General features: G+C 62.0%; 19 protein-coding genes and 1 pseudogene. 6 read left to right on the plus strand and 14 right to left on the minus strand.

All coding sequences use genetic code 11. The features are described 5' to 3' along the window. Window positions 1-37: 37 nt before the first annotated feature. Window positions 38-961, plus strand: coding sequence for a LysR family transcriptional regulator (locus tag FHX10_RS29725; protein WP_063473750.1), 924 nt, complete (start codon window positions 38-40; stop codon window positions 959-961). Window positions 962-1,043: 82 nt separating this feature from the next. On the opposite strand, the gene FHX10_RS29730 is transcribed toward FHX10_RS29725, so the two are convergent. From FHX10_RS29730 to FHX10_RS29770, 9 genes are all read right to left on the minus strand, one after another. Then, entirely contained in the window at window positions 1,044-2,669 is a 1,626-nt protein-coding gene (locus tag FHX10_RS29730; protein ID WP_063473751.1) for a GMC family oxidoreductase, read from the minus strand. Continuing rightward, entirely contained in the window at window positions 2,666-4,192 is a 1,527-nt protein-coding gene (locus tag FHX10_RS29735; RefSeq protein WP_063473752.1) for an FGGY-family carbohydrate kinase, read from the minus strand. Before FHX10_RS29735 ends, FHX10_RS29730 begins: the two co-directional genes overlap by 4 nt. Before the next feature lie 31 nt (window positions 4,193-4,223). After that, window positions 4,224-5,066 (minus strand): class I fructose-bisphosphate aldolase, encoded by an 843-nt coding sequence (locus tag FHX10_RS29740; protein ID WP_063473753.1) that lies wholly within the window; start codon window positions 5,064-5,066, stop codon window positions 4,224-4,226. Beyond that, the gene (locus FHX10_RS29745; RefSeq protein WP_063473754.1) at window positions 5,039-6,787 is read right to left on the minus strand and encodes a glycerol-3-phosphate dehydrogenase/oxidase; all 1,749 of its coding nucleotides are present in this window, start codon (window positions 6,785-6,787) and stop codon (window positions 5,039-5,041) included. The genes FHX10_RS29740 and FHX10_RS29745 overlap by 28 nt, the downstream gene beginning before the upstream one ends. A 12-nt stretch (window positions 6,788-6,799) precedes the next feature. After that, window positions 6,800-7,795: an aldo/keto reductase gene (locus FHX10_RS29750; protein WP_047619220.1), complete on the minus strand. Its 996-nt coding sequence runs from the start codon at window positions 7,793-7,795 to the stop codon at window positions 6,800-6,802. Beyond that, a complete protein-coding gene (locus FHX10_RS29755; RefSeq protein WP_063473755.1) occupies window positions 7,792-8,796 on the minus strand; it encodes a sugar-binding transcriptional regulator in 1,005 nt (334 codons plus the stop codon). The genes FHX10_RS29750 and FHX10_RS29755 overlap by 4 nt, the downstream gene beginning before the upstream one ends. A 1-nt stretch (window position 8,797) precedes the next feature. Beyond that, complete coding sequence (locus FHX10_RS29760) at window positions 8,798-9,790, minus strand: ABC transporter permease (protein WP_088930321.1); 993 nt, start codon at window positions 9,788-9,790, stop codon at window positions 8,798-8,800. Between the two features lie 28 nt (window positions 9,791-9,818). Beyond that, window positions 9,819-11,360 carry a sugar ABC transporter ATP-binding protein gene (locus FHX10_RS29765; protein WP_206114661.1) on the minus strand — a complete coding sequence of 514 codons (1,542 nt, stop codon included), beginning with the start codon at window positions 11,358-11,360 and terminating at the stop codon, window positions 9,819-9,821. 65 nt (window positions 11,361-11,425) lie between these two features. After that, a complete protein-coding gene (locus tag FHX10_RS29770) occupies window positions 11,426-12,454 on the minus strand; it encodes a substrate-binding domain-containing protein (protein WP_047619177.1) in 1,029 nt (342 codons plus the stop codon). Between the two features lie 392 nt (window positions 12,455-12,846). Between FHX10_RS29770 and FHX10_RS29775 the strand changes: the two genes are divergently transcribed. Both FHX10_RS29775 and FHX10_RS29780 read left to right on the plus strand, forming a co-directional pair. Then, window positions 12,847-13,764 carry a DMT family transporter gene (locus FHX10_RS29775; RefSeq protein WP_063473758.1) on the plus strand — a complete coding sequence of 306 codons (918 nt, stop codon included), beginning with the start codon at window positions 12,847-12,849 and terminating at the stop codon, window positions 13,762-13,764. Between the two features lie 113 nt (window positions 13,765-13,877). Then, complete coding sequence (locus FHX10_RS29780; protein ID WP_047619183.1) at window positions 13,878-14,327, plus strand: pyridoxamine 5'-phosphate oxidase family protein; 450 nt, start codon at window positions 13,878-13,880, stop codon at window positions 14,325-14,327. 115 nt (window positions 14,328-14,442) lie between these two features. Here the strand turns inward: FHX10_RS29780 and FHX10_RS29785 are convergent, their stop codons facing one another. Next, window positions 14,443-15,699, minus strand: coding sequence for a DUF763 domain-containing protein (locus FHX10_RS29785; RefSeq protein WP_183845290.1), 1,257 nt, complete (start codon window positions 15,697-15,699; stop codon window positions 14,443-14,445). 118 nt (window positions 15,700-15,817) lie between these two features. On the opposite strand from FHX10_RS29785, the gene FHX10_RS29790 reads away from it, so the two are divergent. After that, window positions 15,818-17,314, plus strand: a complete 1,497-nt coding sequence (locus FHX10_RS29790) for a phospholipase D-like domain-containing protein (protein WP_183845289.1) — start codon at window positions 15,818-15,820, stop codon at window positions 17,312-17,314. Here FHX10_RS29790 and FHX10_RS29795 read toward each other — a convergent pair. After that, a complete protein-coding gene (locus tag FHX10_RS29795; RefSeq protein ID WP_183845288.1) occupies window positions 17,261-18,223 on the minus strand; it encodes a lysylphosphatidylglycerol synthase domain-containing protein in 963 nt (320 codons plus the stop codon). The two genes, FHX10_RS29790 and FHX10_RS29795, sit on opposite strands and share 54 nt — an antisense overlap. A 155-nt stretch (window positions 18,224-18,378) precedes the next feature. On the opposite strand from FHX10_RS29795, the gene FHX10_RS29800 reads away from it, so the two are divergent. Next, window positions 18,379-19,107, plus strand: a complete 729-nt coding sequence (locus FHX10_RS29800; protein WP_183845287.1) for an endonuclease/exonuclease/phosphatase family protein — start codon at window positions 18,379-18,381, stop codon at window positions 19,105-19,107. A gap of 23 nt (window positions 19,108-19,130) precedes the next feature. Here FHX10_RS29800 and FHX10_RS29805 read toward each other — a convergent pair. Continuing rightward, window positions 19,131-19,651: pseudogene (locus FHX10_RS29805) on the minus strand (hypothetical protein). Window positions 19,652-20,076: 425 nt separating this feature from the next. Here FHX10_RS29805 and FHX10_RS29810 point away from each other — a divergent pair. Further along, window positions 20,077-22,584, plus strand: coding sequence for a methyl-accepting chemotaxis protein (locus FHX10_RS29810; protein WP_183845286.1), 2,508 nt, complete (start codon window positions 20,077-20,079; stop codon window positions 22,582-22,584). 39 nt (window positions 22,585-22,623) lie between these two features. Here the strand turns inward: FHX10_RS29810 and FHX10_RS29815 are convergent, their stop codons facing one another. Both FHX10_RS29815 and FHX10_RS35510 read right to left on the minus strand, forming a co-directional pair. Continuing rightward, window positions 22,624-23,760, minus strand: a complete 1,137-nt coding sequence (locus FHX10_RS29815) for an NAD(P)/FAD-dependent oxidoreductase (RefSeq protein ID WP_029868063.1) — start codon at window positions 23,758-23,760, stop codon at window positions 22,624-22,626. Between the two features lie 96 nt (window positions 23,761-23,856). Next, window positions 23,857-25,395: an amino acid ABC transporter permease/ATP-binding protein gene (locus FHX10_RS35510; RefSeq protein ID WP_183845285.1), complete on the minus strand. Its 1,539-nt coding sequence runs from the start codon at window positions 25,393-25,395 to the stop codon at window positions 23,857-23,859. Window positions 25,396-25,425 lie beyond the last annotated feature (30 nt).

Raw genomic sequence — 25,425 nt, forward strand, 5'->3', positions numbered from 1 at the left:
TAATATAGTTCATTCGGTAAAATCGAACGATTGCATCATGACTTTCGAACAGCTCTCCATTTTCGTTGCGGTTGCGGAACGCGAGCACCTGACCAATGCCGCCGCGGCGATCGGCCTCACGCCGTCGGCCGTCAGTTCGGCCATCCGCAATCTCGAGGCCTCCTATGGCGTCGAGCTTTTTCACCGTGTCGGACGCCGCATAGAGCTGACATATGAAGGGCGGGTGTTTCTGGGGGAGGCACGAGCCACACTCGCGCGCGCAAAAGCCGCAGCACTCGTCTTGTCCGATCTCGGCGGCTTGCAAAAGGGTGAGCTCGTTGTTTTTGCCAGCCAGACGATCGCAAGCTATTGGCTGCCGGCGATGCTGATGCGTTTCAAGGTCCGCTACCCGGGCATCGACCTCAAGCTGATGATCGGCAACACGACCACGGCGGCGAAAGCGGTTCTCGATGGATTGGCGGAAGTCGGTTTCGTCGAGGGCAGCGTTGACGAACCGGCGCTGAATATTCGGCCGCTCGCCGAGGACGAACTCCTTATCGTCGTCGGTCCGCGCCATCCCTGGGCGCGTGGCAAACCGATCGCCCCGGCGGAGCTGGTTTCGGGCACGAAATGGGTCATGCGGGAAAAAGGGTCCGGAACCCGGTCGGCTTTCGAGGCGGCGATTTCCAATCTCGGCATCGGCCCCGCAGATCTGACAGTCGCGCTTGAGCTGCCGTCGAATGAAGCAGTCATATCGGCAGCAAGAGAAGGCCTCTGCGCAACGGTCGTTTCCGGCGCCGTGGCCGCGCCGCTCTTGACGCAGGGTCTGCTGGTTAAGGCGCGCTTCCCTTTGCCGTCCCGCCAATTTGCAATCCTGCGGCACAAACAGAGACACTCCAGTCGTGCCTCGTTGGCGCTGGAAACGATTTGCAGCGAGGACAAAGCTGCCGAGGTCCAAAATCGGGATGACTGGGCGCTTTAGATCGAAAGCGGTTCGGCCGAACCCCCTGTTATGACGCCGATTCCCGGCAAAACCGCTTCGCGCTTCGCCTGGGAAAACCGCGTTAAGCCTCTGATAGAATGCTTTCCGCGGCCTTTTCGGCAATCATGATTACTGGCGAGTTGGTATTGCCCGAGACGATCGTCGGCATGATCGAGGCATCGACCACCCGCAGTCTCGCAAGCCCATGCACCCGCAATTGCGGATCGACAACCGCCATGGTGTCGCTGCCCATCTTGCAGGTGCCGACCGGATGGAAAATCGTTGTGGCGATATCGCCGACCCGACGGATCAGGTCCTCGTCACTCTGATATTCCGTGCCCGGCAGCATCTCCTGCGGCCGGTAATTGCGAATGGCATCGGCCTCCATCAGCCGGCGGGCATGCCGGATCGATTTCGTCGCAACCATCCGGTCGCCGGCTGTCGAAAGATAGTTCGGGCGGATTTCCGGCGCCATGCAAAGGTCCGGGCCGCCAACATGCACGCTCCCCCGGCTTTCCGGCCGCAGATTGCAGACGGAGACGGTGACAGCGGGATATTTATGCAGCGGCTCGCCGAGCCGGTCTGTGCTCAAGGGCTGCACGTGATATTCGAGATCGGCGGTCGCAACAGCCGGATCGCTCTTGGCAAAGATACCGAGCTGGCTCGGCGCCATCGACAGCGGACCGGACCGGCGCAGCATATATTCAAGCCCCATACCCGCTCGGCTGAACAAGTTGTGATAGAGCTGGTTCAGCGTCTTTGCGCCCTCGATGCGGAAGACCGTACGGATCTGCAAATGGTCCTGCAGGTTTTCGCCGACACCCCGAAGTTCGTGGGCGACGTCCAGTCCGGCAGCGGACAACACATCCGGGCGACCGACGCCGGAAAGCTCGAGGATTTTCGGCGAATTGATCGCACCGGCAGACAGGATGATCTCGCGATCGGCGCGAGCCAGATGTTTCTGCCCGTTCAGCCGGAACCGCACGCCGGTCACCATCCTGCCGTCGAATTCCAGCCGCTCGGTTTCGGCGCGGGTCAGCACGCGCAGATTGGGCCGCTTCATCGCCGGGCGCAGAAAGGCCTTTGTCGTGTTCCAGCGCAGGCCGCCGCGCTGATTGACCTCGAAATAGCCGGAGCCCTCATTGTCGCCATCGTTGAAATCGTCGGTTTTTGGAATGCCGAGCTCCTCGGCCGCATCGCGAAAGGCATCGAGGATCGGCCAGGAAAGCCGTTGCTTTTCCACCCGCCATTCGCCGCCTGCCCCGTGCATCGGCGACTTCCCGCGATAATTGTCCTCGGATTTCAGGAAATAGGGCAGCACGTCATCCCAGCCCCAGCCGGAATTGCCGGCTTGCCGCCAGCCGTCGTAATCGGCCGCTTGGCCGCGCATATAGATCATGCCGTTGATCGACGAGCAGCCGCCCAGCACTTTTCCACGCGGATAAGGCAGTGACCTGCCGTTCAGTCCGGCTTCCGCCGCCGTCTTCATCATCCAATCGGTGCGCGGATTGCCCATGCAATAGAGATAGCCGATCGGCACATGCACCCAGTGATATCGGTCGCTGCCGCCGGCTTCGAGCAGCAGGACACGAGTTTTCGGATCGCGCGACAGCCGGTTGGCCAGAACGCATCCCGCCGATCCCGCGCCGACGATGATGTAGTCGTAGCTTCCCGCATCGATGGCCCCATCATTCACCCGCATGTTCATGCCGCCGCTCCCGCTGCCAGCGGAACCGCCGTCAGACGCCGCCAGAGCGGTGCCATTGCCTCGGCGATATCCTGATAGAGAGCGTAGCGCCGCGCATAATGTGCCTCAAGCGAGACATCCGGACGATAATGCCGCTCGGTCCGGACCATGGCCGCAGCACCGGCGCCGAAGTCTGCGAAGACACCGACGCCGGTTCCGGCTGCAATCGCCGCTCCCAGCGCACCGGTTTCACGCGAGCGGGCAACGCTGACCGGAACGCCGAGCACATCGGCAAAGATCTGAGGCCAGATCAGGCTGCGCGAGCCGCCGCCGGACAGCACGGCTTCGTTGAAGACCGCGCCGGCCTTTCGGATCGCCTCGATGTGCTGGCGGTGACCGAAGGCGACGCCCTCAAGAAGCGCGCGAACGAGATGCCCCTTGGTGTGCCAACCGGCAAGACCGTAGAAGCCGGCGCGTGCATGGCCATCCTGCTGGGCGCCGTAGAGATACGGATGGTAGAGCGGGTCGTCTGCAGCGGGTTCGATCGCCTCGGCCAGCGCGCAGCAGGCATCGAAGGGCGAAACGTCTTCCGCATGCTCGCCTTCGAAAAACTCCCGCACCAGCCATTCGAGATTGGCAGCCGAGGTGGCGCTGTTCTCCATCGCCATGTAGCGGCTGCGATCGAAGGTCGACGACATGAACACCGGCCCGTCGAGGTCGGGGCCATCGATGATGACCTGGTTGATACTCCAGGTGCCGGCGATGATCGAGGCGCTGCCGGTGCGTGAAACGCCCGAGCCGAGCGCCGAGGCGACGACGTCGAACAGCCCGCCGACCACAGGAGTACCGGCGGCGAGCCCGGTCTGCGTCGCCACTTCTTCCGTTACCGTGCCGGCAATGTCGGCGCTTTCGATGAGCGGCGGCAAGAGGTCCATGCAATCTCCCAGTCCATAGGCCTCCATCAGCGCCTTGTCGTAGCGGCGCGCGGCAAGATCCAGCAGACCGGCACCCGACATATCGGACACCTCGCTGACGCGGCGGCCGGTCAGGCGGTTGACGACGAAATCCTTGGAGAAGAACACCGTACCGATGCGGTTGAACAGATCCGGCCGGTGACGCTTGAGCCAGGCAAGCAATGTCGGCGTCTGGGATGGCCACGGACGCTGGCGGGCAATCGGATAGGTCCGGTCACCAACGCCGGCCTCTCGCCATTCATCGACCAGGCCGGCGGCCCGCGTGTCGAGTGACTGGATGCCGAGCAGTGGAGCGCCGTCGCGATCAAGCGCATAGAGACCGTTGCCATGCCCGGCGCAACCGATCGCGGCGATTTCCTCCGGCTGGATCTCCGCCTTTTCGATGCAGGCGCGGATGACCTGCCGTGCATTCGTCCAGAGTTCGTCAAGCCCTCGCTCGACATGCCCCGGGCTCGGCATGCGGCTGCGCCCTTCTTCCCACGCAGCCGCGATCTCGTTGCCGCTCAGGTCGAAAATCACCGCTTTGATGACGGTGTTTCCGGCGTCGAGCCCCAAAAGATAGTTTCCCATGCTGAACCCCTCCCAAGGTTCGAGATCGCATTCAACCCTGCTGGTAGAGCGCAAACGCCTGATCGCCGCTCGCATCCTCGTGCACGATCGCCATCAGTCCGCGCACCACGGCCCTCGGATTGGCGTGCTGATAGATGTTGCGGCCATAGACCATGCCTAGAGCGCCTTGTCGCATCAAGGCCGCCGATTTGTCGAAGACGGCACGAAGATCTTCCTTGCCGCCACCGCGGACGAGAACCGGGCAACGGGCTGCTTCCACCACCCTGTGGAAATCCTCGGCATTGGTGGTTGGGTCGGCCTTGACGATATCTGCGCCCATCTCACGGGCGAGCCGCGTCAACGTCACAATCTTGTCCGCGTCACCGTCGACCATATAACCCCCTTTTTCGGTGACCGGCTGCATCACCAGCGGCTCGATCATCAGCGGCATGCCATACTTGTCGCAATCGGCCCGCACGCGGGAAATATTCTGCACGCACTGGCGGAACAGATCCGGCTCGTCCGGCAGCATGAACAGGTTGACGACGACGCAGGCTGCATCCATCTCGATCGCGCCGATCAACGGTTCGGCGTCGTTCTGCAGCACCGCCCACATGTCGCGGTGGCGGATTCGGTTATAGGGATTGCCCATGTCGATGCGCATGACCAGCGCCGGCTTGTCCTTGCCGGGCACGTCCTGCAGCAGGTCCGCTTGGCCGTAATTCATCTGGATCGCATCCGGCGCGGCAGAGACCAGCGCCTTGACGACGGCCTGAATGTCCTCCAGCCCGTTGAGGAAGGACGGCTCGTTGCAGACGCCGTGATCGATCGCCACATCGAGGCAGCGGCCGCCGCCGAACAGCCGGTTCATCCGGACTTTGCTGTTGTGTCGCATTCTGTGCTCCTTGGTTCGTTCCTTGCGGAAAGCATGTCTTCGTCGACGCCGTGGCGTTCGTTGAGAAGGGTGAGAAAGCGGACGCGCTCACTGGCGCGATGCGCGAGCGTCCAGTTCTTATCCTGCGCCAGCAGGTCGAGTGCGGCGTCCATCATGTCGAGTGAAAGCTCGCCCGAAACGGCAAGCGTCGTGCGCCGCAAAAGCAGGTCGTCGAGATGTTCCACCGCTTCCTCGCGGATCAGGAACTGCAATTCGCGCACCGAGTAGGCGGCGTGCGGCAGCGCTTCATCGGGGCTTGGCGCGATGAAGCCGGCAATCGCCTCGGCATCCGTGCCATATCGGGCAAACAGCTCAGCCATGCGCCCTGCGGAAAGGCCTTTGCTGGCTGCCATCTGCGCTAGCCAGGCGGGCGTGTTCGCGGGAAAGGCCCGACCGCCGCCGATCGGCCGATCGGTTGTCGCAACGCGGCGCCGCCTGCCGAGCCTTTCCAGAGCCATGTCGGCCGCCAGTTCCCCGAAGGACCGGAATGTCGTCCACTTGCCGCCGATCATGCAGAGCACCGGCGCACCGCCATCGGGAGGCTCCAGCATGGTGCAGAAATGATCGCGCGGGATGCGTCCGGTAAAGCTGTCGGTGCTCGCCGGCAGCGGCCGCACGCCGGAAAACTGAAAAACGATTTGCTCCGGCCGAATGGTGATATCGGGCAGGACGAAGGCAAGCGATTGCAGGATATAATCCCGCTCGTCCGCCTCGCAGCGCACCGTTTCCGGATCATCGACGCGGATATCGGTGGAACCGACGAGAACCTTACCGAGATAAGGAAAAGCGATACAGATCCGCCCGTCCTCGTTCTCGTAGTAGATCATGTGATCGGCAAGTGCGTCGCGCAGCTCCGCATTGTCGATGATGAGATGCGAGCCCTTGGTGCCGCCCATCAGTGGTGACGGCCGTGCTTCTGGCGAAAACAGGGTTTGATTGGCAAGGTCGATCCAGCCACCGGTGGCGTTGATGATCAGCGCCGGTTCGACGGCAACGGACGCGCCGCCGATCTGATCCTCGACGTGATACTCACCATTTTCGGTACGCCGCAGTTCGGCATAGTTCAGCGCCATCACTCCGAACTTTGCCAAAAGACCATCCTGTAGGAGCTCGATGCCCAACCGCTCCGGATGGCTGACCCAGGCGTCGAAATAGGTGGCGGAACTCTTGATGTCGGGATTGAGCGCCGGCCACTTGGCAAGCGTTGTGCGCCGGCCGCGAAACTGGTGGCGCGGCATCAATGCCCGTTTGCGCGTCAGGAAATCATAGATGCTCAGGCCCGCCTTGATGGCGACGGCGCCACGTCGGCTCGGACGGCGGCTGAGGCCAAGGAAGCGGACAATGCCATTGCCGAGGCCGGAAAAGATATCGAACACCGGCACCGTCGTCGGCAGCGGCGCGACGTAATGCGGCGCGTTGCGCAGCAGCCGGTCCCGCTCGACCAGCGATTCCTGCACCAGCTTGAATTCGCCGTTTTCAAGATAGCGAAGCCCGCCATGGACCATGCGCGACAACGCCGAACTGGCACCGGAGCAATAGTCGTGCTTCTCGACGAGCAGCACGTTCAGCCCCTGCAGGGCCAGTTCCCGAAAGACGCTGATGCCGTTGATGCCGCCGCCGACGACGCAGACGTCCACCTTCGGGCTCTGGCGGAGCCCGTCCAATATTTCTTGCCGTTTCATGATGGCGATCCGCTACCTGTCCATATCAGTCAGTTTCGCCGCTATGGCCGTATCGATGGCCGCAAGATCGGCCGTATCCAGCCGGATGGTCCCGGCCCGCGCATTGTCGAGCGCTTGCGCCGGATTGCGCGCCCCGCAAAGTGCAAAGGTGACGCCCGGCTGCGCCAGCGTCCAGGCAATCACGATCTGGGCGATGCTGGCGCCGTGTTTTTCTGCGAGCGGCCGGATGGCGTCGGCGAGCGCCGCTGCCTTCTGGCGGTTGTCGACTGAAAAGCGCGGATTGTCCTTGCGCTGGTCGTCGCCGGAAAACACACGGTCCGGACCGATGGTGCCGGACAGCAACCCCAGCGCCAGCGACGAGTAACTCAGCGTCGCTATGCCGTTGGCCTTGGTCAGCGGCAGAAGCTCTGCCTCGATCTCGCGGTCGATCATGCTGAACCGCTCCTGGATCGCGTCGAGACCGCCGGCAGCGAGATAGGCATCGAGGTCGTCGGAACTGACATTGCTTGCGCCGATCGCCCGGATCTTGCCCGATGTTCGCAGGTCTTCCAGCGCCCGCATCGTTTCCTCGATCGGGGTCGTCGGGTCCTGCCAATGGGTGATGTAGAGGTCGATATAGTCGGTTCCGAGCCGCCTCAGGCTTTCCTCGACCTCATGCAGGATCGCATCGCCGCCGAGATAACGGTGGACCGGCTTGCCGTCTTGGTCGAAGAAATGACGGCCCTTCTGCGTATGCCAGACAAGGCCGCATTTGGTGGCGATCACAGCCTTGTCGCGTCGCCCAGCCAACGCTTTGCCGACGATCTCTTCGGAACGTCCAAGCCCATAGGCTGGCGCCGTGTCGATCAGCGTTACGCCGGCGTCAATCGATGCCTGGATTGCGGCGATGGATTCGGCCTCGTCGGTCCCGCCCCACATCCAGCCGCCGATCGCCCAGGTGCCCAGCCCGACCGCCGAGGCGGAAACGCCGGATTTGCCGATCTCACGTGTCAATTGCTGTCCATTCATGCCCATTTTCCTTCGCCATTCGCCAGTGCCAGCACCCGGGCACCTGTCGCCTCATCGGTCACCAGCGTATCGAGATGATTGCCCCTGAGAACGCTGAGGATCGGGCCTGCCTTGTTCGGCCCGCTCGCCACGCCGATCTTGGTGGGGATCGAGGCGAATTCCGGCAGCGTCAGCGACACCAGCGACCGGTTGAGGCTGTAGTCGCAGACCTGGCCATGATCATCGAGCAGATGCGCCAGCAATTCGCAGGAGGCGCCGGACCGCTCGATCGCGGCGCGGTCGGTGCTCGAGGAGGGATGCAGGTCGTAATAGCTCGAATCGTCCGACAGGATCGAGCCGATGCCGACCACCGCGACCTTCGCCTCGCGCGCCCGTTTGAAAACGTCGGCGACGGCACGCATGTTGATCAGCATTGCCCGCTGCTCGGCATCGTCGGCAAAGAGCGGCGCGTGAATCTGGTAGGAACGTCCCCCAAGCCGGTCGGCCATCAAGGTCGAGACATGGTTGACGTCGGTATAGTGCTTACCCTGCACGCAGCCCGTTGCTGGAATGACCTCGACATTGAAACGACGTGACGGCTGCAAGCCGGCGACGACGGCGCTCACGCCTTTGCCTCCCGTGATGCAGATCGTATCGCCATCGATGATCTCTTCCAGCAGCAACCGCGCTGCCGCTTCGCCGACGGCCTGAAGCGCCGTTTGCGGATTGTCGGACACAGTCGGCACCACCACGGCGCGGCCGATGCCGCCAAGCGCTCGCAGCTGTTCCTCCATATCGACCAGCGGCTCGACCGGCGACTTGATCTTGATCTCGACCAGGCCGAGTTGCCGGCCGCGCTTGATCAGGCGGTTGACGGTAGCATGCGAGATGCCGAGTTGATCGGCAATCTGCGCCTGTGTCAGTCCCTCGAGGAAATGCAAGACCAGGGCCTGGTGCATCTGCCGGGCGATGACGATTTCCTCGCGCGGCGCGTTTGCGGGTTTGAGTTTGGCTATCGGCATGTCAGGCAGCCTTCCGCTTGTGCAGGAAATGGTCGATCGAGACGGCAGCAAGCAGAATGCAGCCTTTAATCATGTCTTGCCAATAGACGGACACGTCGAGCAAGATCAACGAGCTTGTAACGACCGACAGGAGGGCAATGCCGAGAATTGCCCCCAAGATCGTGCCGGAGCCGCCATTCAGCGACGCGCCGCCAATCACCGCGGCTGCGATGATATTGAGCTCCATGCCGACGCCGAAGGTCGGGGTCGCGGCGCCGAAGCGGGACATGTAGATCACCCCGGCAACCCCCGACAGCGTGGCGCAAAGCACCGTCACCCAGAACTTCACCTGGTTGGTCTTGATACCGGAATAGAGCGCCGCCTTCTCGTTGCTGCCGGTGTAGAACACCTTGCGGAAGGCGGTTGCCCGGCGCAGCAGGAAATCGAACAACACGACGACCGCAACAAAAATCAGGATCACATAGGGGACGCCGTAGAACGTGCCTTGCCCGACCGCCTTGAACGAAGGCGGCAAGGTGAACAGCGACAGCGGCGTGCCCTTGGTGATGATCAGGCAGATGCCGCGCACGATGACCATCGCCGCAAGCGAGGTGATGAAGTGGTTGAGCCCGACGACCGTGACGAAAAAGCCCATGACGCAGCCGATCAGGCTGCTGGCTATGATCCCGATCAGGGATGCGCTCCACGGATCGAGCCCCATCAGGAACAGCGAGCCAGACAATACCATCGAGAAGCAGACGACCGAGCCGACCGACAGGTCGATGCCGCCGACGATCAACAGGATGGTCATGCCGACGACGACGATTCCCTCCACCGAGAACGACATCAGCATCGCCCGGAAATTGCCGAGCGTCAGAAAATGCGGCGAGGCAAAGCTCATGACGATGCAGAGCGCCAGGATGATCGCGATCAGTCCCGCCTCGCGCATTGTCCCCAGCCGTTTCCAGCCGGGCGCGCGTGCCTGATGTACCGTTGCCAATGTAGCGTCCGCCATGACCTTGTCTCCCGCCCCTGCGTTTTCTTTATGCGGCATGCTCTGATGCCTTTGAATTGTTAAGACCGCCGATACCCGACGCGAGCCGCATGATCGCTTCTTCCGTCATCGTCTCGTCCTCGACCTCGCCTGCAACGGTGCCCTCGTGGATGACCAGCACCCGGTCGCACAGCCCAAGAAGCTCCGGCAGTTCCGACGAGATGACGACGATGCCGATGCCGGAGCGGGCGAGATCGCGCAGCAGCCGGTGGATTTCCGATTTGGCGCCGACATCAATGCCGCGGGTCGGCTCGTCCATCAGGATGACCTTCGGATTGACCGCCAGCTGCTTGGCAATCGCCACCTTCTGCTGATTTCCGCCCGACAGCGACGAGACCGGCATGTCGATGCCCCCCATCCGCACCCCGAGCCGCCGGACCAGGTCGTGGGCACGATCCGCCTCGGCTTTGGAATTCAACAGTCCCAGGGGTCCGGTCAGCGATTTCAAATCGAGAACGGCAATGTTCTGGGCGATGGAAAGATCGAGGAAGATGCCGGAGCCTTTCCGGTCTTCCGACAGGTAGACGACACCCGCCTGCGCGGCCTGCGCATAGGAGTGCGCCGGCAGTCGCTGTCCATGCAGTTGCACCTCGCCGGCGATCACCGGCCGCAATCCGCAAATGCCTTCGGCGATCTCGGTGCGCCCCGAGCCGATCAGCCCGCCGACGCCGAGAATTTCGCCCTTGCGCAGTTCGAAGCTCACATCCGTAAAGCGGCTGCCGTCGCCGAGATCGCGGACGCTCAGAATGATCTCGCCGGTCCGCTCCGCCGGCGCTTGCTTTTCCGGATAGAGCTGGGTGATCTCGCGCCCAACCATGCGGCGCACGACATCATCCGGCGTCAAGTCCGCCACCGTCCCCGTCGAGACATAGCGGCCATCGCGAAAGACGGTGACCCGGTCGCACAGGCTGAAGATTTCGGCCATGCGGTGGCTGATATAGATGATCGAAATACCCTGCGCCTTGAGGTCGCGGACGATCCCGAACAGGACCTGCGCCTCCGATTCCGTCAGCGCCGCCGTCGGTTCGTCGAAGATCAGCACCCGGCAATCGAGCGTCAGTGCCTTGGCGATCTCGACAAGCTGCTGGCTCGATATCGACAAGTCGCCGACTTTGCGGCGGACGTCGATCGGCGCCAGACGGTTCATCACGACCTGTGCATCCCGTTCCAGCTTGCCATAATTCATGAAAGGCGAGCGGCGACGGTTGGTCGCGGCCATGAACATGTTCTCGGCCACCGTCGCATCCGGGCAGAGCGCGATTTCCTGATGCACGAGGCCAAGCCCGAGCGATTGCGCCACCGCCGGCGACGTCACTTTTACCGGCGCGCCATCGACAAGGACGTCCCCCTCGGTCGGCTGCAGCACGCCGGCAATGATGTTCATCAGCGTCGACTTGCCCGCGCCGTTTTCGCCGCAAAGTGCATGAACCTCGCCTTTTTCCAGGGTGAAGCTCACATCCGTCAACGCCTTCACTGCACCGAAGTGCTTGCTGACATTGCGGATTTCCAGAACCGGCACCGACGCCACCATAATCTCCTCCTCACGCTCGCGATGGCTGCCCGGAGCTTGAAGCCCCGGACAGCAGGCACAAAGGTTTATTCCTCGATGCCCTTGGTGCCCCGCCGCTTCAGGTACTTGTCCCAGTAGAAGTCGTCGGCATTATTGGCCGTGACGATCGACAGGCCGTTGTCGACGAACGGAATGCTCATCGGGTTGAAGCTGGCGCGCTTGGCGTCGTTCATCGGGTCGATGAGTTCGGGATGCTTGGCGAGCCACAGGAGCATGAAGCCCATGTAACCCTGCATGCCCTGGTTCGGGTTGATCGAGCCGAACACTTCGCCCGCCTTGATCATGTCGAGGATGTTGGCGTTGACGTCGGCGCACATGACGAGGATCTTGCCGCCGCTTTCCTTGTTGGCCTGCGAAGCGCCGATGGCCGAGTTGGCTTCCGGCATGAAGACGGCGCCAAGGTTCGGATGTGCCTGCACCAAGCTCATCAAGCCCTGATAGGCCTTGTTCGGGTCCTGGTTGGACGCAGCGCGGCCGACCAGCTTCATATCAGGATATTTTTCGTCCATTCGGGCGATGAAGGCGGCGATACGCTTGTCGTGATTGTCCTGGCCCGGATTTTCCAGAACGGCATATTCACCCTTGCCCCCCATCTTTTCGGCAATCGCGTCGGCCGCATAGGTGCCTTCGCGGGTATTGTCCGACGTGATGAACGAGATGCGCTTGGAAAGCGGCGCGTCGGCTGCGAAGGTGACGACCGCCGTGCCCTGATCGATGGCCCGGTTGATCGGCTCGATGAACGGATCGGAGTTCATCGGATGAACGAGGATACCGGCCGGGTTCTGGGCCAGCGCCTGGTCGAAGGTGGCGATCTGCTTGTTGACGTCATATTCCGGCGTGCCGGTATAAGCCGTCTCGCAACCGAGCTGCTGACCGGCCTGCTTGAACATTTCATAGACCGGGAACCAGTATTCGACGCCCGAAACCATGACATTCATGACGTATTTTTCACCGGGCTTGCAGCGGAACGGATTTTCCGCGTCCGCGCTGGCCACGCCGGCATAAAGCGTCGATGCGAGGACCGCCAATGCGGTCGTGCTTAGAAATCTGCGCAAGTTTCCTCCTCGAGGCCGAAGCCCCTCCCAAATATCCGGCGGCGCCTCAGCGGCTGCCGATGATCCATTGAAGACCGGAGTTCCTCCTCGAAGTCCGGTATGGGCAGATAATCGCAACGGCGGAGCGGTGTCAATATAATTCATCATATGAAATATATTTCACATGTCAGCGTCCTGCATGGCGATTGATGCCCGCATTTGGCGCTCGAAGGCACCGATTCATGAGAGGCACTTGATGCGGCGGCTGATGAAGCCGTGGGTCGACAGGCCCGAAGACGGTCGTTTGCGGGTTCGACTGCAATCTCTTCAACCGGCCCATTGACATCGGCAGGGTTAAGGCCGAAGCCGCACTCGGCCGCGTATTCGCGGCCGCTTTTGCAAGGATGTCTAAAATGAAGACCGAGACTGCTGTAGCCAATGCCGGAAACCTGATCATAACAGGCGTCGTGCTGATGCTGCTTGGCGATCTGCTTTTTGCGCTGAACGATGCGATGGGCAAGTGGCTGGTTGCGAGCTTTGCCGTCGGCCAGGTGCTGGTGATCCGCTCGGTCGGCGCTTTCATCGTGCTCGGACCAATGATCCTGCGGCAAGGACCGATGGGTTTGTTCCGCGTCGAGCAGAAGGGCCTCCAGTTCATACGCGTTTTCATGGCGACTTGCGATGTCGCGCTGTTTTACGCCGCCGTCGCCTATCTGCCGCTCGCAGACGTCATGACCTTCTATATGGCCGGGCCGATCTACATTGCGGCGCTCTCGCATTTCTTTCTCGGAGAAAAAATCGGTTGGCGGCGTTGGCTGGCCGTTCTGATCGGCTTCGCAGGCGTCGTCATCGCGCTGCGTCCGTCAACCGCAATGCTGTCGCTTCCGTCGCTTTTCGGCCTTGCGGGCAGCCTTGCCTTTGCATTGTCGCTGGTGATGAGCCGCTATCTGCGCTCGACCAGCGACACGACGCTCGTGACATGGCAGACGGTCGCCGCGCTCATCACCGGCATCGTTTTGAGCATCGGCCATTGGCAGCCGGGGACGATTGTCGACTGGTCCGGCATGCTGCTCCTCGGCATCGTCGCCACCTGCGCGCATCTGCTGATCACCCGCTCGCTGAAGCTTGCACCGGCATCGCTGCTCGCGCCGCTGCAATATACGCTGCTGCTCTGGGCGATCATCCTCGGCTACCTCTTCTTCAATGATGTTCCCGACATGCAGATCATCATCGGCGCCGCAATCATCGTCGTTGCCGGGCTCTTCATCTTCCACCGGAAGAATCTGAAAGAAACGGTTCCGATTGAGGCCGTCCCGCCCGACGGCCATTGACGCTACAGCGCTGCTTATCTTCAGAGGGATAGAGACATAGTCACGTGGACTTTCCACGGAACAATCTGGACGCTTGCACGCTACTCCCGAGCATTCAAACACGGGAGATCACAATGGCGTCTATGACCCTCGAAGACCTATCCTCGCAACTGAAGAAGATCGATTTCTGCATGCTGTCTACGAACGCCGGGTCGGGCCGCATCTCGGCCCGACCGATGAGCAATAACGGCGACGTCGAATATGACGGGGATTCCTGGTTCTTTTCGTATGAAGACAGCAGAAAAATCACCGAGATCGAAGGCATCGACGCCGTCTCGCTGACGTTCACGGCGCCTCCCAGCCTCCTCGGCAAGCCGGGGATTTTCATCGCTGTCGAGGGCTTTGCCTCACTGGTACGGGACAAGGCGACATTCGAAGAACATTGGGTCCCCGATCTCGAGCGGTGGTTTCCTGAAGGAGTGGACACTCCTGGGATCGTTCTCATCAAGGTTTCGGCGTCCTCCATCCGGTACTGGGATGGAGAGGAAAACGGTGAGATCGCCCTGCCTGGCTCCGCGCGTTAAGGAAAGCATGGCCGCCCCTGCGCCCTTGCCTGTTTCGATGATGAACACGGCCCGTTGGATCTAATGGCCCGCCCCGCATGACGTGAGGCTGGCGCGCATTCGTCGGCAGATCACGTCAATGACCACTCTCATCCACCGGCGGCGGCTCCCAGCCGAACACGCTGCGGCCGCCGAAATCGGCGGATCGGCGGAATTCGCCGGCGATGATTTCCTTGAGGTCGGGGCCGGTCACATAGTGTTCCATCTGCCTGGATTGGTCGTCCAAGCGCCGCAGCGCCTGCAACTCCTCCTCCCGCCCCAGCTTGCCCTTCTGCACCGCCGATTTCATCACCGCGATGGTCTCGTCATAGACCTTGAGCGGAACCGGAAAGGGATGTCGGTCCTTGCCGCCATGGGCGATCGAGAAGCGCGCCGGATCGGAAAAACGGCAAGGCGCGCCGTGGACGACTTCCGCCACCATCGCCAGCGCCTTCACCGTGCGGGCGCCGACGCCTGGAACGAGCAGCAGCTGTTCGAAATCCGCTGGTCCGCGATCGGCCGCGGCGGCGAGATTTCCGTGCAGGCGCCGCATATTGACGTCGCTCTCGCGGACGTCGTGATGGGCGGGCATGATCAGGTGCGGCAGCATTGGCTGTTCGGCAGGTTCGGGCGCGGGTTCTTCGGCACGCTGCAGCGCGGCGGCCTCGCGGATGATCCGGTCGGGGCCGAGCGTCGCCAGCAGATCGAGCTGGCCGCGCCGCGAGCGCTCGGCGCGCCTGTCGGCCAGATTGACGATCTCGCCCTGGCTCCTTCCCTCGATTGCCGCATGCGGCGAGTCGACGAAACTCTCCAGCCCTTCCGACAGCCAGTGATAGCGCCGGGCCTGCCGCCTGTCGCCATTCATACCCTGCTGCACCACCACCCAATGGCCGTCATCGGCAACAATGAACCCGTGGAGATAAAGATCGAACCCGTCCTGAAGGGCAGCACTGTCGACCTTGGCGATGAGACGGCTCGTAGTCGCCAGCCCCTCCCCGTCGAGACCGACACGCTCGCCGATCGAGACAAGCTCCTGCGGGGTCTTGCGCGAATGCGCGCCGCGACCGCCGCAGACATGCAGGCCGAGTTCGCCGGCACGCGGCTTCAGCCCACGCTTCAGCGCCCCGAGTACGCTGGTGGTGATGCCGGAGGAATGCCAGTCCATGCCCATGACCGCACCGAAGGACTGGAACCAGAAGGGATGCGCGAGCCTGCGCAGGAATTCGTCGCGGCCATAGTGATGGACGATCGCCTCGGTGATCAGCGTGCCGAGCCGCGTCATCCGATCGCCGAGCCAATGCGGCACACGTCCCCCGTGAAGGGGAAGATCGGCGCTGCCTGCTCGTTGTGACATCTCGTTTCCTTGCACTTTGTATCGCCCGTCGTTGCCGGCATGTTCGCCTCATCCGGCGCGACAGGGAACCCAAAAATATTCCAGGCGTTTGCTCTCCCAGTGAGAGGCCGAGGCAATCATGACGACATTCGAAACCATCTTCAATGACCCGAACTTGCCCCAGACAAAATCACAACGACCAGGCGACCGCCCAAAACAGGAGGGCGGGGCCTTGCGCTTGGAAGGAAGCGCGGCGAAGGCAGCCTTCCTGATCAACGGCAACAGCTATTTCGCCGAACTGGCGCGCGTGCTGCGGCAGGCGCGGCGCACCGTCTGGATCATCGGATGGGATTTCAATCCCGACATCCGGATGCAACCGGAAAAATCCGACGAAACATTGGCCGATCTGCTGCATGCCCTGGCCGCGGCAAATCCCAAGCTTGAAATACGCATCCTCATCTGGACGCTCGGGCCGATCTATTCGGAGAAATCCCTGCAGGTGCTGCGAAAGAAGAACTTTCCCAGGAATGTACGGATCGATCTGCGCTTCGAGCTTCAGCCGACATTGCGCGGCTGCCACCATCAGAAACTCGTCTGCATCGACGACGCCGTCGCCTTCATCGGCGGCATAGACCTGACGTCGCGACGATGGGATACCCGGCGCCATCGCGCCGAGGAGAAACTGCGGCGCGACCCGGAGGGCGTTTCCTACGATCCGCTGCACGACGTTCAGGCAATGGTCACCGGCGATGCCGCCAGGCTGATCGGCGACATCGCCAGGCAGCGCTGGGAAAATGCCACCGGCGAGATCCACCTGCCTTTGGCCGAAAATATCCGCTTCGTCTGGCCGGACGATCTCGCCATTTCCATGAGGGAGGTTGCGGTCAGCTTCGCGCTGACGGAGCCTTCGACCGCACTTCGCCCCGGCATTAGCGACGGCATCGCCATGACATTGGACGTCATCGCCCGCGCGCGGCGGCAGCTCTACATCGAGGCGCAATATCTCGCCTCTTTCCGCGTTGCCGACGCCATTGCCGCGCAGCTGCAGGAGGAAGACGGGCCTGAGGTCGTCATCATCTGTACGCGCAGTTCTCACGGACTGATCGAAAAGCTCGTCATGGGCGGCAATCGCGACCGCGTCATCCGCCGCCTCAAACGCGCCGATCGCGCCGGCCGTTTGCGCGTCTATTACGCGGTCACGCCGGGAGAGGACGGCGAGGTAGAGGTGCTCGTCCATTCCAAACTGATAATCGCCGATGACGAACTGGTCCGCATCGGCTCCTCCAACCTCAACAATCGCTCGGAAGGGCTGGATTGCGAATGCGACATGCTGTTCGAGGCTGGCAATGACGAGCACCGCGGCGCAATCGCGGATTTGCGCAATCGCCTGCTTTCGGAATATCTCGGAACCAAACCCGAAAGCTTTGCCGCAGCCTTTGCGCAAAGCGGCTCGGTCATCGCTGCGGTCGATGCGCTCAATGACGGGCCTCGGGGCTTGCGGGAATTCACCGTTGCGCTGTCGGGCAGCATTTCACCGATTACAGGCACAGGGCTCTTCGACCCGGTTCGACCCTTCGCACCCTTAGACCGACTGGGCCTCGGCGCGCTCGTCCGCCTCCTCATCCGGCCGGCGTGATCTCCGCCGGAAGATCATCTCGCTGATGATGAGAAGCGTGGATCCGAGCGCCAGCGGGATGAAGAAATAGGCGCAGCGGAACGCAATCAGCGCGCCGATCGAGGCCTCCTTCGGCACGGCATACGAAACGGTCGCCTCGAGCACGCCGAGGCCGCCCGGAACATGTGTTGCGAGAATTGCCGAATTGGCGAGCACGTAAGCCGTCACCGACCGGAAAAAGGCGACGTCGCCAAAGGCCGAGAGCATCTGGTGCAGACAGGCGGAGACGAGCATGAAGTTGAGCGTCCCGACCCCGACCTGCGCGACCGCGATCGAAAATCGCGGCAGCTGAAACGACCAGCGCCACAGCCGCAACGTGCCGCGGATGAAGAACGCCAGGCCCGTATAGACAACCGGCACGACCAGCGCCATCGCGCCGAAGATGCGCACACTTCCCGGATCAATGCGCAGCAGGCGCCCGGCATCACCGGGATTGACGATCATGGCGAGACCGCCAAGCGTGATCAGCCCCAGCCCCACCGTGACGCCACAAAACAGGATGACCTTCGCCACGTCCTCCGCCGTCAGCCCCCAGCGAGAATAGAAACGATAGCGGAAGGCGCCGCTGCTCAGGCCGGCAAAGCCGATATTGTGGCCGAGCGACAGGCTGATGAATGAAGTCAGCGCTATCCTGGAATAGGGCAAGGATTTGCCGAGCGAACGGATCGCCAGCAGATCGAAACAGCTGAGGCACAGATAGGATGCCGCCGCAAACAGAAGGGCTGTGCAGAAGGTCGAAAAAGGAATGCTGCGAACCGACTGGGCGATCTGCTCGAGACTATACTGTTGGAAGATCCGATAGAGGAGAAAGACCGCAAGGCAAAGCGCGGCCACGAGCAGTCCATTCCAGATTACGCTTTTCAAGCTCATCGATTGTCCGTTTCCGAGATGCGAGCGCGGCGGCTCGATGATCTGGAACGATCAAACGAGTTCTGTGTTCCCCAGGGAGAACACGTTCTATGTTGTCCCTGGGGAGGAACGAGTTCCGTGCTCTCCCGGAGGGAACAAGCTTTTCAGCGGGGCCAATGCCGGATAAATCGATCAAACTTCTGACCTATAACGTGCACAGCTGTATCGGCAGCGACCGGAAGCTCGATCCCGGCCGCATCGCTTCCGTCATCGCCGAGGCCGGGGCCGATATCGTCGCGCTTCAGGAGGTCGATGTCCTCAGGCGCAGGACCGGCGGCGTCGACCAGGCCCATATGATTGCCTCGCTGCTGAAGATGCAGGCGCATTTCCATCCGGCGCTGTCGGTTGCCGAGGAGCAATATGGCGACGCGATCATCACCGCGCTGCCGACAGGCGCGGTCAAGGCCGGCCCGCTGCCATCCATCGGCGAACAGCGCGGAGCGCTGTCCGCCGAAATACTGGTCGGCGACCGAAAACTGCTGGTCGTCAACACCCATCTCGGCCTTCGCGGCCGCGAGCGTATCCGGCAGATGACGACACTGCTGAATTCCGGCTGGCTGCGCGGCACGGCGGACGAAGCGCTTCCCAGCATTCTTTGCGGCGATTTCAACGCCATTCCGTCGTCGGCGACTTACCGACTTGCCGCGCGCTCATTAAAGGACGCCCAGTTCGCAGGCAGCAACGCGCCGAGAGCGACTTTTCCATCCCGCTACCCGCTGATGCGCCTCGACCACATCTTCGTCACCGAGGATCTCATCGTCAAACAGGCGGCGGTCCTGGAAAACCGGCTGACAAGAGTCGCCTCCGACCACCTGCCTCTGCTAGCGGAAATCGGTTTCGCGTGATCAGTCGTCGACGCTGACAGACGTCACCTGGCGAACTTCCGGTTCATCGCCGCCGCACCAACGGCACCGCCGTCGTCGCCACGGCTCCCAGAGGCAGCCGCCGGATGCCCCGCGTAACGACAAATGCCGCCGCCATCGCGCCTGCCAGCTTGAGCCAGGGCTGATTGCCGAGCTGTGCATGGGCGCTTGCATCGGCCCAACGGACGTTCTCCGCAACGACGGTCGCAGCCTGATGCTGGATCACGTGAAGGCGCGCGCGGAGGTTTTCGATCTCTTCTCTCAGTTCTCGCAAGCGGCCTTCCAGGGCATGACCATCGGAGACATCACCATCAGAGACCAGGAGCGGTTCCTCGACGATGTCGCCAACCGGAACATGACCACCGAGTGTTGCAATATACGCCCGATAGTCGGCCTCGCTCGCGAAACCCTCACGTCTGATGAGATCGGGATTGATGGTGGCTTCTTCGAAAGCCGCGGGTGCGGTGCCGGCACCGCCGGGCATACCCCTATTTGTGCCGATCTCTCCGCGTTCGTCCTTCAACATGATGCGTCTCCAGTTGTTTCCTGGCGATAGAACGTCTGACGGCTCAGAAGGATGCATCGGCCGCCGCTTCCCAGGCTAGACAAAATGCTGGTTTCAGCGAATATTGAAACGAATATTTCATGAGTCGTGCAGTATGAAATATCTATTCCACTGATGCGTCATGCGTCCGGCAGGGATTATGTGCAGAACCGGTTCGAGGGGATCGGCATCTTCACCCGAGATTGATTGTTCTTCTTCAGGCATTTCCTTCCGACGGATCCAGGAATTTCGGAAGGTCAAGAGGAAGGGGCGAACGGCCGCTGGTTGCGAGCAAACCTGTGCGGCGACCGCCTCAGGCGGAAGAGGATTTTCACTCGACGGGGGCGAACTGCAACAGCCCCTGCGCCCGGCGCCGTAACGAGACGCTGTGAGCCGAGGAGGGACTCATGTTGGGAAGGCTATTGTCACGCGTTCGAATCCAGACGCAGGTGATGGTGTTCATCATTCCGTTCGTCTTGAGCATCATGGCCGTGGGCGCGACAGGTTTTTATGCGTCGAGCCTGCTCCAGGGGCGGATGGATATTTCCAATTCCGTCCTGCAGTCCTTGAGCGGCTTTCGGGATTTGTCGGCCGCGATGGGCGAGTTCCTCGCCAATGCCACGCAAGAAAACCGGGATGTCGTCACCCGAAAACTTGCCGATCAACGCACCCTTCTGAAAGCCGGCATCGATAAGCTCGCCGCCGATCGCAGCGGTCAGCAGGAACTCGAGCAGGCGCAATCCTCCATCGACGGAATTTCAACCCGCATGGATTCGCTCTGGCGACTTCAGGAGAACCGGGCGGCGCTGCTCATCGATCTTCAGAAGGCATTGAGCGTCGTCGTGTCGTCCCAGACGGATATCGTCGAAGGTACCAAGGTTCTTCAGCGGGCTGCCGACAGCCAGGAGGACGAAGCACGCAACATGCTGGGCGATGCGCAGCGTATTTCCGATTTCTTATCCTTCGCCCAGGCGTTTAACGACAAGGTTCAAGCCGCCGCCGGTATCGGCGGGCCTGACATGGAAGAACTCGGCCGGCAGCAGCGGGTCCTGGCGATGGCGCTGGCCGGCGAAGCGCCGGGGGCCAAAAAGGCGATCGACGACGCCATTGTTTCCTTGAAGCCGCTTGTCGAGGCCACCGGTCAAACCGAGGAACGCGCAGCCGGCCTCAGCAATGCGATGGGCCAGATCGTCGGCAGACTGCCTGAATTGCAGGCGGCCGCCGCACGGCGGGTGAAGGCGGCAACGGAAAAGGCGGCCGAGATTGCCAAGCCGGTCGAGCGCGCCAAGACCAGCCAGAGAGACGGCCAGAAACTGATCACTTCGGCTTATGTGATCCAGATCGTCATGGCCAAACTGACGCTCGCGCCGACGGACGCCAATCTTCAGAGACTCTCGCAGGAAATTACCGCTGTCAGGAAAGGCCTGGACATGCTGATTTCCAACGCCGGCAGCGTTGCGCAGTTCGACAAACTCAGATCGAAGCTTCTGCCGGCGCTGGACAAGATGCAGGAGGCTGCCGCCGACCTCGTCCACATCAGCGCACAGCGCCAGGAGGAATTCCGTTCGGCCGCCGCCGACGTGGACGGGATGTGGTCTCAACTGACGGCTTTCGCCGAAATGCAGCGGCAGAACGCGGCCGAGGAACGCACGGACGCCAACTCGATGTCTCTCGGCACGACGATCCTCGGCGTGGTGATCGCGATCCTCGCAGGCGTCGGGCTGACCGTGACGCTCAAGGGCCCGATCAATCAGATCACCTCGGCCATGAGGCGCCTGGCGGATGGCAAGCTCGAAACATCAATCGTTGGCGAGCGCCGGGCCGACGAAATCGGCGATATGGCCCGCGCGCTCGGCGTATTCAAGAACAATGCCATCGCCAAGGTCGAGATCGAGGAGCGCAGCGAGATCGAGCGATCAAAGGCCGAAGAGGAAAGGCATCGAAACGATGAGGAAAAACGCGCGGTCGAAGAGCAGATAGACTTCGCGGTGACGGCACTGGCGCAGGGTCTCGGTCGACTGGCGCAGGGCGACATTTCGCAAACGATCGCGACACCCTTCTTCGGACGGTTGGAGCAGCTTCGCAACGATTTCAACGCGTCGCTGCTGCGGCTGCAGGAAACGATCGACCAGATCCGCACGAACACCCGGATGATCGAAGGCAATGCCGGCCAAATGGATCTCGCCGCGGGCGATCTAGCAAGGCGCACGGAACAACAGGCCGTCGCACTCGAGGAGATTGCAGCAGCCATCGAAGAAATCACCACGACGGTTCGTTCGTCTGCAGCCTGCGCCGATGACGCCCATCAGATCATCACCGACACCAAACAGGCGGCCGATTCGTCATCCCAGGTCGTCGCCAGTGCTATCGATGCGATGAGCAAGATCGAAGCGGCGTCCGACGAGATCGTTCAAATCATCGGCGTCATCGACGAAATCGCGTTTCAGACGAACCTGCTTGCGCTCAACGCCGGCATCGAAGCGGCCCGCGCCGGCGAGGCCGGAAAGGGCTTTGCGGTCGTGGCCCAGGAAGTGCGCGAGCTCGCCCAGCGCTCCGCGGAGGCCGGCCAAAGGATCAAACAGCTCATCGGACGTTCGCAGACGGAGATTGCCAATGGAGCGCGTGTCGTGCGCGAAACGAGCGAAGTCCTCGAAAGCATTTCGGCGAAAGTGGTCACAGCCTCCGAGCAGATGGACGTGATCGCCCGCTCGAGCAGAGAGCAGTATAACGCCCTTCATGAAGTGAATTCTTCCGTCAACCGGATGGACCAGATGACGCAGCAGAACGCGGCCATGGTCGAGGAAACCAGCGCGGCGACGAAGGAACTTGCCGACGAGACGAGGATACTCCTCCAATTGATCGATCAGTTCCAATTGGCGGAAACGGACACGCTTCGTCGAACCGCTGCGGCATAGAACCGTCACCCCCGGCCAGCGGCTCGAGCTTCGCGACCTTCACTGTCGCGACGCGCTGAAACGCTCCGGCCGAAACTCCGCCAGCAGTGGATGGCGGCGCCCAGTGACGATTTCGTCCGCCAGCAATTCGCCGGCAATCAGGCCGAGGGTGGCGCCGCTATGGCTGAAGGCAACGAAGTAGCCAGGGATTGACGACAGCTCGCCGAAGACCGGCTCGCCATCGCCCGGGATAGGCTTCGGCCCGACCCCATAATCTTCGATCTCCAGTCTCGGATTGCCTTCGAGAACCCTTGAGGCCTCGCGCAGCAGCCCGTCCAGCGTCGATTGCCTGACTTCGTAGCTGCCGTCAGGCTTCACGCTCACCTCTTCCTCGGACCAGGCGGAATCGAGCGCAAAGCCGCCGCTGGGCGTCGGCCGGATGGCAATGCGGGGGGTATTGAGTACGGCCTTCAGCGGGTGGCGGATCGGTTTGGTCCTGACGAGAAGGGCGACAGGCGTTGCATCCTCGATAAGCTGGCCGGCCTCGGCCACGATTGCGGGAACATCGCCGCCCGCAGCAAGCAGCACGGCATCTGCATCGCGGCGGATGCCGTCGGCCGTGATCACGCCGCAGGCCCGCCCGCCTTCGACATCGACCGTCGCGCGCCCGGCATCGGTAATGATCTCACCGCCCAGCGAGCGGAACTCTTCCGCGAGTGTGGCGATCAAGGACGGAAGATCGATCCAGCCCTCCCCGGGGTTGAAGATCGCGCCTTGCGGCGTCACGGCGCTTGCGTCGACACCTGGCGTCGTCCCGGCAATTCCTTCCCGGGCGAGCCATTGCGCGTGATAGCCGCGATCGCGCTCATAGTCGAAGATCTCGGCGATCTCGTTGCCGGCATCGTCCGCATCCCATGTCAGGCCGCCGTCGAAACGCAGCCACGGCGCATTGGGATATCGGGCGGCCAGGGTGCGATAGCGATCTATGCCGGCCAAACGCAGCCGGTGATAGGCATCGGAGCGTTTACGCGCCGAGTTGAGCCAGGCAAGCGAACGGCCGGAGGCACCGTTGGCAAGCGGGCCGTCATTGACGAGCACGGTGCGGACCCCGAGCCGCGCCAGATGAACGGCCGTCGAGACGCCAAAGATCCCGCCGCCGATGACGATGACCTTCACGGGTTTGGTGGAAGCATTCATGTCGATAACCTTGTTTCCTGCTCTTTCTACATCGGGTGAAAAATCCGGTGCATCCGGCGTGCGGAAGACCGGCGCCCATGCCTTGCCTCGGGCGCTTTACAGGACCTCGGCAAGGAAGCGCTTCAATCGCTCACTTTGGGGATTGTCGAATATCTGCTCCGGGCAGCCGGCTTCGACGATGCGGCCCTCATCCATGAAGACGACCTGGTCAGCCACCCTGCGGGCAAATCCCATCTCGTGCGTCACCACGGCCATCGTCATGCCCTGGCGGCCGAGAGCGGCCATCAGGTCGAGAATGCCCTTCACCAGTTCGGGATCGAGCGCACTGGTTACTTCGTCGAACAGGATGAGTTCCGGATCCATGGCAAGCGCACGCGCGATGGCGACGCGCTGCTGCTGCCCGCCCGATAGACCTGCCGGGCGATGATCCTTGCGCTCTGCGAGACCGACCTCGGCCAAACGCGCCTCGGCGATGCGTCGCGCCTCCTGTCTCGGCATCTTTTTGATCTTCGTCAGCGAAAGCATGACGTTTTCAAACGCCGTGTGATCGGGAAACAGGTTGAAGTGCTGGAACACCATGCCGACACGCCGGCGCAGCCTCTCCGGCTTCATCGCCAGGATGCTTTCGCCATCGAGCAGGATGTCACCGCCTTTCGGTTCGACAAGCCTGTTCATGCAGCGCAACAGCGTCGATTTTCCCGAGCCGGAGGGGCCGATGATGCAGGTGACGGTCCCGGCGGCAATGTCGAGATCGACCCCCTTCAGGACGTCGAGATGGCCATAGGCCATGGTCAGGTCCCGGATATTGAGGGCCCCACCCTTGAAGCGCGGTTCCATCTCCTCGACAGATTTGGCCGCGGACTGCGGACCGGCAGCGGCCTGCAACTCGCTCACCTCGAGCAGCCCACTTGCCGTGCCGGGGCCGTGGCCTTGTTTTCCCAGGCGCAGTCGCGCATCGATATAATTGACGAAGTGGGTCAGCGGCACGGTGATGACAAGGTAGAAAACACCCGCTAGCAGCAGCGGCGACAGATTACCTGTGACGACGGCCTGATCCTGCCCGACACGGAAGATCTCCCGCTCGGAGGCGAGCAATCCGAGGAAATAGACAAGGCTGGAATCCTTGACGTTTCCGATGAACTGGTTGACCAGCGCCGGCAGAACGCGCCTGATGCCCTGCGGGATGACGATCAGGCGCATGCCCTGCCCGTAGCTCATGCTGAGCGCCCGACAGGCTTCCATCTGACCGCGCTCGACGCTTTGGATCCCCGACCGGAAGATTTCGCCGATATAAGCACCGGCGATCAGGCTGAGCGCCAGGATGCCGAGCGGAAATGGCGACGGACCGAAGATCTCCCGGCCGATCCGGGCAAAACCCTGACCGATGATCAGGATCGTGACGATCGCCGGCAGCCCGCGGAAAACATCGGTATAGAGGCGTGCCGGCAGCCGCAGCCAGCGGGACTGCGAGATGCCCATCACGGCAAGAACCATGCCGATGACGACGCCGAGCACGGTCGAGGCAGCGGCCAGGATCAACGTGTTTTTCAGGCCGACGCTGATCATGCTCGGCAGCACTTCCGCCATGGCATCCCAGTCGAGGAAGCTGCGGCGCAGATTTTCAAGCCAGTTCATCGAGATCCCCATTGGAGCCCTTGCCGGGCA

The organism is Rhizobium sp. BK591 (assembly GCF_014195045.1).
GTDB lineage: Bacteria > Pseudomonadota > Alphaproteobacteria > Rhizobiales > Rhizobiaceae > Rhizobium > Rhizobium anhuiense.

Coding starts and splice junctions, on each gene's coding strand:
- FHX10_RS29725 (WP_063473750.1), top strand. CDS start 38: ATGACTTTCGAACAGCTCTCCATTTTCGTTGCGGTTGCGGAACGCGAG.
- FHX10_RS29730 (WP_063473751.1), bottom strand. CDS start 2,669: ATGAACATGCGGGTGAATGATGGGGCCATCGATGCGGGAAGCTACGAC.
- FHX10_RS29735 (WP_063473752.1), bottom strand. CDS start 4,192: ATGGGAAACTATCTTTTGGGGCTCGACGCCGGAAACACCGTCATCAAA.
- FHX10_RS29740 (WP_063473753.1), bottom strand. CDS start 5,066: ATGCGACACAACAGCAAAGTCCGGATGAACCGGCTGTTCGGCGGCGGC.
- FHX10_RS29745 (WP_063473754.1), bottom strand. CDS start 6,787: ATGAAACGGCAAGAAATATTGGACGGGCTCCGCCAGAGCCCGAAGGTG.
- FHX10_RS29750 (WP_047619220.1), bottom strand. CDS start 7,795: ATGAATGGACAGCAATTGACACGTGAGATCGGCAAATCCGGCGTTTCC.
- FHX10_RS29755 (WP_063473755.1), bottom strand. CDS start 8,796: ATGCCGATAGCCAAACTCAAACCCGCAAACGCGCCGCGCGAGGAAATC.
- FHX10_RS29760 (WP_088930321.1), bottom strand. CDS start 9,790: ATGGCGGACGCTACATTGGCAACGGTACATCAGGCACGCGCGCCCGGC.
- FHX10_RS29765 (WP_206114661.1), bottom strand. CDS start 11,360: ATGGTGGCGTCGGTGCCGGTTCTGGAAATCCGCAATGTCAGCAAGCAC.
- FHX10_RS29775 (WP_063473758.1), top strand. CDS start 12,847: ATGAAGACCGAGACTGCTGTAGCCAATGCCGGAAACCTGATCATAACA.
- FHX10_RS29780 (WP_047619183.1), top strand. CDS start 13,878: ATGGCGTCTATGACCCTCGAAGACCTATCCTCGCAACTGAAGAAGATC.
- FHX10_RS29785 (WP_183845290.1), bottom strand. CDS start 15,699: ATGTCACAACGAGCAGGCAGCGCCGATCTTCCCCTTCACGGGGGACGT.
- FHX10_RS29790 (WP_183845289.1), top strand. CDS start 15,818: ATGACGACATTCGAAACCATCTTCAATGACCCGAACTTGCCCCAGACA.
- FHX10_RS29795 (WP_183845288.1), bottom strand. CDS start 18,223: ATGAGCTTGAAAAGCGTAATCTGGAATGGACTGCTCGTGGCCGCGCTT.
- FHX10_RS29800 (WP_183845287.1), top strand. CDS start 18,379: ATGCCGGATAAATCGATCAAACTTCTGACCTATAACGTGCACAGCTGT.
- FHX10_RS29810 (WP_183845286.1), top strand. CDS start 20,077: ATGTTGGGAAGGCTATTGTCACGCGTTCGAATCCAGACGCAGGTGATG.
- FHX10_RS29815 (WP_029868063.1), bottom strand. CDS start 23,760: ATGAATGCTTCCACCAAACCCGTGAAGGTCATCGTCATCGGCGGCGGG.
- FHX10_RS35510 (WP_183845285.1), bottom strand. CDS start 25,395: ATGAACTGGCTTGAAAATCTGCGCCGCAGCTTCCTCGACTGGGATGCC.